We start from the raw sequence: 13325 nt of genomic DNA on the forward strand, positions 1-13325 counted from the left end.
TCGACCGGGTGCTGTCCAGCGAAGACGTGATGCGTCGCCGGGCGACGCTGCTGCAGCGCATTCATATCGACGGGCCATTGCTGGTGCTGCTGCTGATTCTGGCGGCCGGCAGCCTGTTCGTGCTGTATTCGGCCAGCGGCAAGAACTGGGATCTGCTGCTCAAACAGGCCAGTTCGTTCGGCATCGGCATGGTAGCGATGGTCATCATCGCCCAGTTCGAACCCCGGTTCATGGCCCGCTGGGTGCCGGTCGGCTATGTGGTCGGCGTGCTGTTACTGGTGGTGGTCGACATCATGGGCCATAACGCCATGGGGGCAACCCGCTGGATCAACATCCCCGGGGTGATCCGCTTTCAGCCCTCGGAGTTTCTCAAGATTCTCATGCCGGCCACGATTGCCTGGTATCTGTCCAAGCGCAGCCTGCCGCCGCAGCTCAAGCATGTGGTGGTCAGTCTTGGCCTGATCGGCGTTCCCTTTGTGCTGATCGTGCGCCAGCCTGACCTGGGCACCTCATTGTTGATCCTGGCCTCCGGTGCTTTCGTGCTGTTCATGGCCGGGTTGCGCTGGCGCTGGATTCTGAGTGTGGTGGCGGCCATCGTGCCCGCTTCTGTGGTCATGTGGATGTTCTTCATGCATGACTACCAGAAACAGCGGGTACTGACCTTCCTTGATCCGGAAAGCGACCCGCTGGGCACCGGCTGGAACATCATCCAGTCCAAGGCGGCGATTGGTTCGGGCGGCGTATTCGGCAAAGGCTGGCTGCTGGGCACCCAGTCGCACCTGGACTTTCTGCCAGAGAGCCACACCGACTTCATCATTGCGGTGCTCGGTGAAGAGTTCGGCCTGGTCGGCATCTGTGCGCTGCTGATCGTCTACCTGCTGTTGATTGGTCGTGGGCTGGTGATCACCGCCCAGGCCCAGACGCTGTTCGGCAAGTTGCTGGCCGGCGCCCTGACCATGACCTTCTTTGTATACGTCTTCGTCAACATCGGCATGGTCAGCGGTCTGCTGCCGGTGGTGGGGGTTCCATTGCCCTTCATTAGTTATGGCGGAACTTCACTCGTGACCTTGCTGTCAGCGTTTGGCGTTTTGATGTCGATTCATACCCACCGCAAATGGATTGCACAGGCTTGATTAAGGTGAACTATTCAATGCAAGCAGCGCGCAACCTGGCTCGCTACGTACCGCTGGTCAGCCTGATGAGCCTCCTGGGCTCGCTTCAGGAGGCTGTGGCCGGTTCCTACGATGGCTCGCCGCAGGTCGCCGAGTTTGTCGCCGAGATGACCCGCGACTACGGCTTTGCCGGCGAACAACTGGTGGGTGTGTTCCGTGATGTGGAGCGCAAGCAGGCAATTCTCGATGCGATCTCCCGGCCAGCGGAGCGGGTCAAGCCGTGGAAAGAATACCGGCCGATGTTCATCACCGAAGCGCGGATCGCCCGTGGCGTGGATTTCTGGCGTCAGCACGAGGCCACCTTGGCACGTGCCGAGCGCGAGTACGGAGTGCCTGCCCAAGTCATTGTCGCGATCATCGGCGTAGAAACATTTTTCGGTCGTAATACCGGTAATTACCGGGTGATCGATGCACTTTCGACCCTGGGTTTCGACTATCCGCCACGCGCCACGTTCTTTCGCAAGGAGCTGCGCGAGTACCTGCTGCTGGCCCGTGAACAGCAGATCGACCCGCTGACCATCAAGGGCTCCTATGCCGGGGCGATGGGGCTGCCGCAGTTCATGCCCAGCAGCTTTCGCGCCTATGCGGTAGATTTCGACGGTGATGGCCATATCAACATCTGGACTGATCCGGACGATGCCATCGGCAGTGTTGCCAGTTATTTCAAGCGTCACGGCTGGGCAGCGGGCCAGCCAGTGGTCAGCCGCGCCAATGTCTCGGGCGCGCAAGCCGAGCAGGGCCTGAGCCCTGGGCTTGATCCGGTCATGAGCCTGGGAGAGTTGCGAGGCCTGGGCTGGGCAAGTCATGATGCGCTGCGCGATGACCTGCCAGTGACCGCGTTTCGCCTGGAGGGTGACAACGGGCCCGAATACTGGATAGGGTTGAACAATTTTTACGCGATCACTCGCTATAACCGGAGTGTGATGTACGCCATGGCCGTGCATCAGCTCTCCGAATCTCTGGTTCAAGCTCGAGGCGTCAAGTAATGCGGGCAAGTACCTCATTCAAATTGCTGGTGTATGTCGGGATCGGTCTGGTGCTTGCCAGCTGCTCGTCGTCCAGCCGCTCACCGCAACACAGCGGCAGTCAGGCCGTGCGCTCTGCGCCGGGGCTGGACATCAACCGCGCCCACAAGGATGGCGCGCCATGGTGGGATGTGGATATCTCGAAGATTCCCGACGCCACCCCGACCCTGCACACCGGTGCCTTCAAGGCCAACCCCTACACCGTGTTGGGCAAGAGTTATTTTCCGATGAACGATGGTCGGCGCTATGTGGCCACCGGTACGGCATCCTGGTATGGCACCAAGTTCCACGGCCAGAACACCGCCAACGGCGAAGTCTATGACCTGTATGGCATGAGTGCCGCGCACAAGACCTTGCCGCTGCCGACCTACGTGAAGGTCACCAACCTCGACAACAACCGCACTGTGGTACTGCGGGTCAACGATCGCGGGCCGTTCTATTCGGACCGGATCATCGACCTGTCCTATGCTGCGGCCAAGAAGCTTGGCTATGCCGAAAGCGGCACGGCGCGGGTCAAGGTCGAAGGCATCGATCCTCAGGAGTGGTGGGCCCAGCGTGGCCGCTCGGCGCCGTTGATGATGGCCCAGGCACAGCCGGCTCCCAAGCCCGCCGCGCCGGTGATCACTGCCTCGGCCGGGACCATCGAGCAATGGACTCCGCCGCCTCAGCAACACGCCGCGCCGCCTGTACCCTTGCAGGACGAGGCAAAAAAAAACGCTTCAGGATCAGCCGATGGGCTGTTTCTCCAGGTCGGAGCCTTCGCCAATCCGGATGCTGCGGAGCTGCTGCGCTCGAAGCTGAGCACGATGGTCCGCGCACCGGTGTTCGTCAGTTCCATCGCCCGCAACCAGCAGACGCTCTATCGCGTGCGGATGGGGCCGGTGGCGACGCAGGGTGAGGCCCAGCAACTGCAGGACAGCGTAAGGTCGGCCAACCTGGGGCAACCCAGTGTGGTAACCGCCGATTGATCCACCGCTGCCGGCGACATGTGCGCCGGTGGTGCGCAGCGTGCCTCAATCTGCCGTGCAGAGCAGGAGGCGGCGTTGTAGACGGCAATGCCCTGTGGGGCTTGCCTGCCAGGTTTGGCCTGGCATTACGGGACCTCGTGGGCGGCGCTGCCTGCGACGGATCCTTGAGTTTTGCCCGCGAGGGCATATCTGCCCATTCAGCAATTTCGAGAGACGGATGAACATCACAACCTTCGCAAAACGTCTGTGCCTGCTAGTGCCACTGATGATCGCCCCCACTGCATGGGCCGTAGAGCAGATGACACCGGCTGCACCGCAGTTGGCCGCCAAGTCCTACGTGCTGATGGATGCCGCCAGCGGTAACGTTCTGGTGGAGAGCAACGGCGACCAGCGTCTGCCGCCAGCCAGCCTGACCAAACTGATGACCGCCTATATCGCGACCCTGGAAATCCGTCGTGGCCAGATCGGTGAAAATGACCCGGTAACCGTCAGTGAAAATGCCTGGCGCACCGGTGGCTCGCGGATGTTCATCAAGGTTGGCAGCCAGGTCAGCGTCAGTGATCTGCTGCACGGCGTGATCATTCAGTCGGGTAACGATGCCAGTGTGGCGATTGCCGAGCACATCGCCGGCAGTGAAGACGCGTTTGCCGACCTGATGAACAAGACCTCGGCCGACCTAAAGCTGACCAACACCCACTTCATGAACCCCACCGGCCTGCCGCACCCCGAGCACTACTCCTCGGCGCACGACATGGCCAAGCTGGCCCGCGCGATCATCAACGAAGATCCGGCGCACTATGCGATCTACTCGCAGAAAGAGTTCTTCTGGAACGGCATCAAGCAGCCTAACCGTAACCTGCTGCTGTGGCGCGACAAGACAGTTGATGGCCTGAAGACCGGTCACACCGAAGAGGCTGGCTACTGCCTGGTGTCGTCGGCGGTACGTGATGGCACTCGTCTGATCGCCGTGGTCTTCGGCACCAACAGCGAGCAGGCCCGTGCGGCTGAAACCCAGAAGCTGCTGACCTACGGTTTCCGTTTCTTCGAAACCCAGAACTTCTACCAGAAAGGCCAGGAGCTGGCCCAGGCTCCGGTCTGGAAAGGTGCAACACGTCAGGTCAAGGCTGGCCTGGCGTCGGATCTGAGCCTGACCATGCCTAAAGGGCAAATGAAGAAGCTGTCGGCCAGCATGACCATGAATCCGCAGCTCATCGCGCCTATCGCCAAAGGCGATGTTATCGGCAAGGTTGAAGTGCGCATGGACGACAAAGTGATACACACCGCTGACCTGATCGCACTCGATGCTGTTGAGGAAGGTGGCTTTTTCCGCCGCGTGTGGGATAGCATTCGCCTGTTCTTCTTCGGCCTGTTCAATTAATTCGGGTTCGCACGCAGATCGCGAGCCTGGGTCAGGCAAGCCGCTCCGTTACGGCGCCTGACCCCGCGTAACCGATTATTGTGTGTGCCCTGATCAATGCCGATCTTTTCGCCGCTTGTCCTTGCCTGGGACCAGCGGCGTGTCCGTCTTTACGGCTTGTGAGACCTTTACTGCCATGACCGATACCGACGTCCAGTCGCCAAAAATCGAGTTTCCCTGCAACGACTACCCGATCAAGGTGATCGGTGATACCGGTGTGGGCTTTACTGATACTGTGATCGAGATCCTCAGCAAGTACGCCACGGTGGATATCGACACCCTGGCCGAGCGCCAAAGCAGCAACGGCAAGTACACCACGGTACAACTGCACATCGTCGCCACCGGCGAAGAGCAACTGCGCGATATCAACAGCGCCTTGCGCGCGACAGGTATCGTACACATGGTGCTCTGATGAGCGATGTACTGGGCATTCGTGAACTGGGTCTGGTCGATTACCGCCAGGCCTGGCAGGCGATGCAGCGTTTTACCGACACCCGTAGCCGCGAGGCTGCCGATGAGGTCTGGCTGGTCGAGCACCCGCCGGTATTTACCCAGGGGCAGTCCGGCAAGGCCGAGCATCTGCTGTTGCCCGGAGATATTCCGGTCGTGCAGGTCGATCGTGGTGGCCAGGTGACTTATCATGGCCCTGGTCAACTGGTTGCCTATCTGCTGCTGGATGTCCGGCGCAAGGGCTGTGGTGTTCGCGATCTTGTTACCCGGATCGAGAACAGCCTGATCCAGTTGCTGGGCAGCTACGGTGTTACTGCAGCGGCCAAGGCCGATGCACCAGGTGTCTATGTCGACGGCGCGAAAATCGCGTCGCTCGGCCTGCGCATTCGCAACGGTTGTTCGTTTCATGGCCTGGCGTTGAACGTCGACATGGACCTGGAACCGTTCCGGCGCATCAATCCCTGCGGTTATGCGGGGCTGAAGATGACCCAGCTGAGCGAACATGCCGGGTCAATAGAATTTGCCGAGGTAAGTGCCCGGCTGCGTGCGCAGCTCGTCAGACACCTCGACTATGCTGAGCAGGCGACCCTTACGGGCGGAATAGACTGATATGACTGAAACCGTGCAAACCCTGATCCCCGCGCTCGACATTTCCGAACGCGCGCCCCGTCCCAAAGTCGAAGCCGGCGTGAAGCTGCGCGGCGCGGAAAAAGTCGCACGCATCCCGGTCAAGATCATTCCGACCGTAGAACTGCCGAAAAAACCCGACTGGATTCGCGTCCGTATCCCGGTTTCGCCGGAAGTCGACCGCATCAAGCAATTGCTGCGCAAGCACAAGCTGCACAGTGTCTGTGAAGAGGCGTCCTGCCCGAACCTTGGCGAGTGCTTCTCCGGTGGCACCGCGACGTTCATGATCATGGGCGACATCTGCACCCGTCGTTGCCCGTTCTGCGACGTGGGCCATGGTCGTCCGAAGCCACTGGACGTCGATGAGCCGCACAACCTGGCGGTGGCCATCGCCGACCTGCGCCTGAAGTACGTGGTGATCACCTCCGTCGACCGCGACGACCTGCGCGACGGCGGTGCCCAGCACTTCGCTGACTGTATCCGCGAAATCCGCGCCCTGTCGCCCAACGTGCAACTGGAAACCCTGGTGCCTGACTACCGTGGGCGGATGGACGTGGCCCTGGAAATCACCGCAGCCGAGCCGCCGGATGTGTTCAACCACAACCTGGAAACCGTACCGCGCCTGTACAAAGCTGCGCGGCCGGGTTCGGACTATCAGTGGTCGCTGACCCTCCTGCAACGCTTCAAGCAGATGGTGCCGCATGTACCGACCAAATCCGGTCTGATGCTGGGCCTGGGCGAGACCGACGACGAAGTGATCGAAGTCATGCAGCGCATGCGCGAACATGACATCGACATGCTGACCCTGGGTCAGTACCTGCAACCTTCGCGCAACCACCTGCCGGTGCAACGCTTCGTACACCCCGACACCTTTGCCTGGTTCGCCGAGGAAGGCTACCGCATGGGCTTCAAGAACGTCGCCTCCGGCCCGTTGGTCCGCTCTTCGTACCACGCTGACGAGCAAGCCAAGATCGCCAAGAAAGCCCTGTGATCCCAGGCTGAAAAGCAAAAAGGGCCGGATAGTGATATCCGGCCCTTTTTATTTGTGCTGTCTGTTGCTGTTGATCTGCGCTTGCTCCTGGAGCTGTTATTAGCCAGGCGCCGCCCAATGCCGGATCGGCGCCGTGGCAGACAACTGCAGCAGACGGCTTATCGCAAGCCGCCCCGGCCGATCTGAATCAGGATGCGGGCTTGCGCAGGGCGTTGAGCAACTCATGGGTCGGATAGCCGTCCGCCGGCCAGCCAAAGGCCTGCTGGGCGCTACGGATCGCCTTGCGGGTATTGGCACCGATTATCCCGTCCGGCGCGCCAGCGTCGTACTGACGGGCACTGAGCAGGCTCTGCAGCTCGATACGCTCGGAGCGGCTCAACGGCAGATCGCTCTTTGGCCAGTTGCCTACGATAAAGCCTGCACCCTTGAGCCGATCGGCCAGCAGGTTGATCGCCATCGCGTAAGAGGTTGAGTTGTTGTACTTGAGCACGGCGCGGAAGTTATCCAGCACCAGGAAGGCCGGGCCACGATAGCCTGCTGGCAAAAGCAGCGAGGCTTGTTGCTGGCTGGCCGCCAGCGGCAGCGCCGAGCCGTCGGGCAGTTTGACCCCCAGCGCCTGCCACTGCGCCAGGTTCTTGCGCACTGTCGGGTCGGCCAGGGCATAGTCGAAATCGCCGCCCAGCACCACCTCATAACCCCAGGGCTGGCCACGTTGCCAGCCTGAGCTTTGCAGGTAATGGGCAGCGGATGCCAGGGCATCGACCGGGCTGTTCCAGATATCACGGCGGCCGTCACCGTCGAAGTCCACCGCATGGGTGTGGTAAGTGGTGGGCATGAATTGGGTCTGGCCCATGGCGCCGGCCCAGGAACCCAGCATGCGCTCCGGGGTGATATCACCTTGCTGAAGAATCTGCAGCGCCGCGAGCAGCTGGTTTTGCGCGAAGGCCGGGCGCCGGCCTTCATAAGCCAGGGTCGCCAGCGAGCGGATCACCGACTGTGAGCCCTGGAACTGGCCGAAGTTGCTCTCCATGCCCCAGACCGCTACCAGCGCCTGGCGGTCGACGCCATAGCGCTGCTCAATGCTCTGCAGCTCGCTGGCGTACTGGGTCAGCAGCGCCTGGCCCTTGCGCACCCGGGAATTGGAAATGGCGTTATCGAGGTACTCCCACACCGGCCGACTGAACTCGGGCTGGCTGCGGTCGGCCTTGACCACGCTCATGTCCGGCGTCACGCCGGCGAAGGCCTTGTCGAACACCTCACCACGGATGCCGGCCTGCAAGGCCTGGTTGCGAAAGCCCGACTGCCATTCGGCAAAGCTGATGGTCGGCGCGATCGCCAGATTCTGGTCGACCTGCAGCGGAGCGACTGGCGTCAGAACCGCTGGAGCATTGGTTTTGCTGGTTTGCAGAGGCGTGGCATCGGCGGCGGTGGGCTTTTCAGCGCAGGCGACCAGTGCAACGAGGCTGGAGGCGGCGATCAGCTGGCGTAACGGCCAGGGCTGGGTCAAACAGAAATGCATGCTGGGGTCCAGAAAGGAATACCGTTTAGATGCAGACCTTAACATGCCCGCAACGTTGCAGGGGCTTGGAAAGTAACGGCATTTATCAAGCCGCCATAAAGCAGGAAGCCTCCCAGTTTTTTGACTGGAAGGCTTCGCGCTGGTAACTGCCTTTGCCCTTGGCCGGGCGTTCCTGACGACAGCGGAACAGTGGCTGGGCGACGATGGACTTGGCTTTGTTGGGCCGTTTTTTCTTGCTCATGGCAGGATTCCCCGGTGGGTTGAACGGGGCGCATCATCAGGCTTGTGGGCGGCGTTGTCCAATAGCTCTGCACTATCATGCAGACCGCCACTGCAAGAGCGGCTTTGGTCGCAATAGTGTTCAGTCAAGTGCTTTATGCCCCGCTGGACGCGAGCTTGGTCTGGGGCGGCATACCGACGAAGAGGCCATTGAAAACACTGCATCTGCTGTGACTTTGCCGGCCCCTTCACGAGCGAGCTCGTTCCCACCAAGGCATGCAGCGCTTATCCGAACAGTTCGTGATGCGAGGCTTTCGCGGCTCAAGCCGCTGCTACTCGGCAGGCAGTGCCAGGCGCTGGCCTGCCATCAAGAGTGCCAGGCGGCCCAGGCTGCTCCAGGCCGAGCCTGGTGCCTGGCCCTTGATCTGCTCATCAATGCGCTGGGCTTCGAGCAACAGCTGGTTCCAGCGCTTGCTGGACAGCCGTTGCAGGGCTTTGCTCATCAGCGGCTTGCGTTTGTCCCAGACCGGCGGGCGCGCTGAGCTGAACACCTTGTCCAGCGGCATGCCCTGGCTGTATTGCATGGCCATGGTCGCCAGCGAGCGCAGCTCGCGGGTCAGGGCCCAAAGCACAACCGGCGTCTCTACGCCCTCGCCGCGCAACCCTTCGAGAATACGCAGCGCATGCGCGGCTTCGCCATTGAGCACCGCGTCGGTCAGGCCGAACACATCGAACCGCGCGCTGTCAGCCACCGCAGCCTGCACGGTGTCTACCGTGATCTGGCCGGCTTCGGCCATCAGCTTGAGCTTTTCGATTTCCTGGGCGGCAGCCAACAGGTTGCCTTCGACCCGTGCGGCAATCAGTTCCACCGCGTCCTGGGTGGCGGCCAGCCCGGCCTGGGACAGGCGTTGGCGGATCCACTGCGGCAACTGGCCGGCGTCCACCGGCCAGATCTGGACGAACTGGCAGTGTTGGCCGTCGATCAGTGCCTTGCCCCACTTGGTTTTCTGCGCGCTACCGTCAAGCTTGGGCAGGCTGATCAGCAGCAGCGTGTCTTCAGCCGGGCGCGAGCAATACTCGATCAGCGCCGCAGCGCCCTTGTCACCGGGCTTGCCCGAGGGCAGGCGCAGTTCCAGCAGGCGCCTTTCAGCGAACAGCGACAGGCTGGCGCCGGCCTGGAGCAGGGTGCCCCAGTCGAAGTTGCTGTCGGCGCTGAACACCTGACGTTCGTCGAAGCCTTGCAGGCGCGCTGCTGCGCGAATGGCGTCAGCAGCTTCCTGGCAAAGCAGGGGGTCATCGCCACTGATCACATAGACCGGTGCGAGAGTCCCTTGCAGGTGTTTGCCGAGTTGGGCGGGGGCGAGCTTCATGGTCAGGCAGCTTCGGGGCCAGCGTACTGGCCCCTGAGGCTTAGCGGCCGGGGATTTCGATAGGTGACTGCTGAGGTGTTTCGTCACGCAGGCGCTGGGCCTCCTGACGCGCTTGTTCCTCGGCACGGGCCACTTCATCAGCCTGGGCTTGCAATTGGTCCAGACGCTGCGGAGTCAACTGTTGCAGACGGGCCAGCATGCGCTGTACCAGATCGTGACGCATTTCCTGACGGATCTGCGCGGCTTCCTGGTCGGAGCCGGTCAGGTTGTTGCCGTCGTGAACATAAATGCGATCGACAGAGATCTTGTCAGCCAGCAGGAAGCGATCCTGGATACCGCGGATTTCGTAGTTGAGGGTCGAGGTCAGCTGGTTCTCGGCAGAACGGCCAGAGCCGGAGTAACTGGCGGTACGCTGGGTCTCGGCTTCGTTGACCAGGACCAGTTTGTACGGTGCGCCGGTGTAGACCTTGACGCCGCCGGCGGTGAGCAGGCGATTGAGCTGGGTGACGGTCTCGCCGTAAGCATTGCGGGCGCTTACGTCCAGCTCGGTGATGCTCAACTGGTTGGTGCCGGTACCACGCAACTGGAAGCCACAGGCACTCAATACCACGGCCATGCCGATCACCAGCAGATTGCGTTTGATCATCTTGATACTCCCCTTGAACCCGTATGGGCACGCTGTGCGTACCCTGGAAATTGGCGGGCGCCCGGACCGGCCGGGCGCCTGGCTCATCAGCTTGCGACGATATTGACCAGTTTTCCTGGCACGACGATGACCTTGCGGATGGTCAGGCCGTCGAGGAAGCGCAGCACGTTTTCGTTGACGCGGGCGGCGGCTTCGACTTCTTCGCGGCTGGCACTGGCCGGCACTTCGATATGGCCGCGCAGCTTGCCGTTGACCTGAACCACCACTTGCAGGCTGTCCTGCACCAGAGCACTTTCATCCAGTACCGGCCAGGCTGCATCGATGACGGCGCCGGCATGACCGAGCTGTTGCCACACCACGTGGCTGATGTGCGGGGTGATCGGCGCGAGCAGCAGTGCTACGGTTTCCAGCCCCTCTTGCAGCAAGGCGCGGTCCTGTTGGCTGGCTTGCGAGGCTTTCTCCAGCACGTTCATCAAGGTCATTACCTGGGCAATGGCGGTGTTGAACTTGTGGAACTGACCGACATCAGTGCTGGCCTGCTTGATGGCCGCATGGATGGAGCGGCGTACCGCTTTCTGTGCGTCGTCCAGTGCGGTGCTGTCCAGCTTGCCTGGCAGGCCCTGGCTGACGTGGGCATGGGCCAGGCGCCAGACGCGACGCAGGAAGCGGCTTGCGCCCTCGACACCGGAGTCGGACCATTCCAGGCTCTGGTCAGGTGGCGAGGCGAACATCATGAACAGGCGGCAGGTGTCGGCACCGTAGGCGTCGATCATCGCCTGAGGATCCACGCCGTTGTTCTTGGACTTGGACATCTTCTCGGTGCCGCCAATTTCCACCGGCAAGCCATCGGTCTTCAGGCGTGCGCCAATGATCTTGGCTTTGGCGTCGCGCTCGACTTCGACGTCGGCCGGGTTGAACCAGTCCTTGCCGCCGTTGCTGGCGGTGCGGTAGTAGGTTTCGGCGACCACCATGCCCTGGGTCAGCAGGTTCTTGAACGGCTCGTTGGAAGTGACCAGGCCTTCGTCGCGCATCAGCTTGTGGAAGAAGCGCGCATACAGCAAGTGCAGGATCGCGTGTTCGATACCGCCAATGTACTGATCGACCGGCAGCCAGTGGTTGGCCGCTTTCGGATCGACCATGCCGCCTTCGTAGTTGGGCGAGGCATAGCGGGCGAAATACCACGACGACTCGACGAAGGTGTCCATGGTGTCGGTTTCGCGCTTGGCTGCAGTGCCGCATTTCGGGCAGCTGCACTCATAAAACTCAGGCATGCGCGCCAGTGGCGAACCGGCGCCGTCGGGCACCACGTCTTCGGGCAGTTTTACCGGCAGTTGATCTTCGGGCACCGGTACGTCGCCGCAGGACGGGCAGTGGATGATCGGGATCGGGCAGCCCCAGTAACGCTGGCGGCTGATGCCCCAGTCGCGCAGGCGGAACTGGGTCCGGGATTTGCCCAGTTGCTTGCTGATCAGTGCCACTTCGATGGCGTCGAAGGCACCCTGGAAGTCCAGGCCGTCGAACTCACCGGAATTGATCAACTGGCCATGCTCGCCATAAGCGGCCTGCCAATCGCTACCGACCTCGTCGCCAGCGCTGGTGCGCACCACGGCCTTGATCGGCAGGTTGTACTTGCGGGCAAATTCGAAGTCGCGCTCGTCGTGGGCCGGTACGGCCATGACTGCGCCGTCGCCGTAGTGCATCAGCACGTAGTTGGCGACCCACACCGGCAGTTTCTCGCCGGTCAGCGGATGCTCGACGAACAGGGCAGTGGGCATGCCCTTCTTCTCTTGGGTGGCAACGTCGGCTTCGGCGACGCTGCCGCTCTTGCATTCTTCGATGAACGCCTGCAGCGCCGGGTCGTTGACGGCGGCCTGGGTGGCCAGCGGGTGCTCGGCGGCCACCGCCACGTAGGTGGCGCCCATCAGCGTGTCGGCACGGGTGGTGAAGACTTTCAGCGCGCCGGCGTGGCCGATGCTCGCCTGGTCATAGGGGAATTGCACTTCCATGCCGCGGGATTTGCCGATCCAGTTGCGCTGCATGGTTTTGACCTGCTCAGGCCAGCCCGGCAGTTCGTCGAGGCTTTCGAGCAGTTCGTCTGCGTAGTCGGTGATGCGGAAGTAGTACATCGGGATTTCGCGCTTTTCGATCAGCGCGCCCGAACGCCAGCCACGGCCGTCGATGACCTGCTCGTTGGCCAGTACGGTCTGGTCCACCGGGTCCCAGTTGACGGTGCCGTTCTTGCGATAAATCACGCCTTTTTCGAACAGGCGGGTGAACAGCCACTGCTCCCAGCGATAGTAGTCGGGCTTGCAGGTGGTCACTTCGCGGGACCAGTCGATTGCCAGGCCCAGGCTGTTGAGCTGGGACTTCATGTAGGCAATGTTTTCGTAGGTCCATTTGGCCGGCGCGACGTTGTTCTTCATCGCGGCGTTTTCTGCCGGCATGCCAAAAGCGTCCCAACCCATCGGTTGCAGGACGTTCTTGCCCTGCATGCGATGGTAACGGGCAATCACGTCACCGATGGTGTAGTTGCGCACATGACCCATGTGCAGCTTGCCGCTGGGGTAAGGAAACATCGACAGGCAGTAGAAAGTCTCCTTGCCTGGCTGTTCACTGACTGCAAAAGACTTTTGCTCATCCCAGAAGGATTGGGCGGCGGCTTCGATTTCGCGGGGCTGATAGAGTTCGTGCATGGCTGCTTTTAACTAAGGAGTGGTGACCCTTGGCCTCTTCATCGCTTCGCCGAGTCGTTCGGCACCCGGCACGAGGGCTGGGCGCTGCGTTCCGGCTCAGGAGAGCGCAAGTGGAGTGACAGGAAACGCCGTAGCATACATGAGCGCTGTCTATCGAGGGAAACCCTGATTGCGCTGGCGAGCGGCAAAAAAACCGCCCAGCGTCGCATTCGCTGGCCAGTTCCTGCC

The 13325-nt window shown here is 61.6% G+C and carries 12 protein-coding genes; 7 read left to right on the forward strand and 5 right to left on the reverse strand.

The features are described from left to right. Window positions 1–29 precede the first annotated feature (29 nt). The 7 genes from rodA (at window position 30) to lipA (ending at window position 6650) form a co-directional block, all read left to right on the forward strand. Entirely contained in the window at window positions 30–1133 is a 1104-nt protein-coding gene (gene rodA / locus PSCI_RS13010) for a rod shape-determining protein RodA (RefSeq protein ID WP_045494235.1), read from the forward strand. A 17-nt stretch (window positions 1134–1150) separates the two neighbouring features. Further along, window positions 1151–2158: a lytic murein transglycosylase B gene (gene mltB, locus PSCI_RS13015; RefSeq protein ID WP_045487345.1), complete on the forward strand. Its 1008-nt coding sequence runs from the start codon at window positions 1151–1153 to the stop codon at window positions 2156–2158. Continuing rightward, window positions 2158–3165, forward strand: a complete 1008-nt coding sequence (locus PSCI_RS13020; protein ID WP_045487348.1) for a septal ring lytic transglycosylase RlpA family protein — start codon at window positions 2158–2160, stop codon at window positions 3163–3165. The genes mltB and PSCI_RS13020 overlap by 1 nt, the downstream gene beginning before the upstream one ends. A gap of 217 nt (window positions 3166–3382) precedes the next feature. Further along, window positions 3383–4543 carry a D-alanyl-D-alanine carboxypeptidase family protein gene (locus PSCI_RS13025; protein ID WP_045487351.1) on the forward strand — a complete coding sequence of 387 codons (1161 nt, stop codon included), beginning with the start codon at window positions 3383–3385 and terminating at the stop codon, window positions 4541–4543. 175 nt (window positions 4544–4718) lie between these two features. Next, entirely contained in the window at window positions 4719–4994 is a 276-nt protein-coding gene (locus tag PSCI_RS13030; protein WP_045487354.1) for a DUF493 domain-containing protein, read from the forward strand. Continuing rightward, window positions 4994–5641 carry a lipoyl(octanoyl) transferase LipB gene (gene lipB / locus PSCI_RS13035; RefSeq protein ID WP_045487357.1) on the forward strand — a complete coding sequence of 216 codons (648 nt, stop codon included), beginning with the start codon at window positions 4994–4996 and terminating at the stop codon, window positions 5639–5641. Before PSCI_RS13030 ends, lipB begins: the two co-directional genes overlap by 1 nt. Before the next feature lies 1 nt (window position 5642). Then, the gene (gene lipA / locus PSCI_RS13040; RefSeq protein ID WP_045487360.1) at window positions 5643–6650 is read left to right on the forward strand and encodes a lipoyl synthase; all 1008 of its coding nucleotides are present in this window, start codon (window positions 5643–5645) and stop codon (window positions 6648–6650) included. Window positions 6651–6837: 187 nt separating this feature from the next. On the opposite strand, the gene PSCI_RS13045 is transcribed toward lipA, so the two are convergent. The 5 genes from PSCI_RS13045 to leuS form a co-directional block, all read right to left on the reverse strand. Beyond that, window positions 6838–8169 carry a lytic murein transglycosylase gene (locus PSCI_RS13045; RefSeq protein WP_045487362.1) on the reverse strand — a complete coding sequence of 444 codons (1332 nt, stop codon included), beginning with the start codon at window positions 8167–8169 and terminating at the stop codon, window positions 6838–6840. A gap of 85 nt (window positions 8170–8254) precedes the next feature. Next, complete coding sequence (arfA, locus tag PSCI_RS13050) at window positions 8255–8410, reverse strand: alternative ribosome rescue factor ArfA (RefSeq protein WP_045487365.1); 156 nt, start codon at window positions 8408–8410, stop codon at window positions 8255–8257. A gap of 310 nt (window positions 8411–8720) precedes the next feature. Continuing rightward, on the reverse strand, window positions 8721–9758 hold the full coding sequence (gene holA, locus PSCI_RS13055) for a DNA polymerase III subunit delta (protein WP_045487367.1): 1038 nt from the start codon (window positions 9756–9758) through the stop codon (window positions 8721–8723). A 40-nt stretch (window positions 9759–9798) separates the two neighbouring features. Next, window positions 9799–10404 carry an LPS-assembly lipoprotein LptE gene (locus PSCI_RS13060; RefSeq protein WP_045487370.1) on the reverse strand — a complete coding sequence of 202 codons (606 nt, stop codon included), beginning with the start codon at window positions 10402–10404 and terminating at the stop codon, window positions 9799–9801. Between the two features lie 86 nt (window positions 10405–10490). Then, window positions 10491–13097: a leucine--tRNA ligase gene (gene leuS, locus PSCI_RS13065; RefSeq protein ID WP_045487373.1), complete on the reverse strand. Its 2607-nt coding sequence runs from the start codon at window positions 13095–13097 to the stop codon at window positions 10491–10493. Between the last annotated feature and the right edge of the window lie 228 nt (window positions 13098–13325).

Source organism: Pseudomonas sp. StFLB209 (assembly GCF_000829415.1).
Lineage (GTDB): Bacteria > Pseudomonadota > Gammaproteobacteria > Pseudomonadales > Pseudomonadaceae > Aquipseudomonas.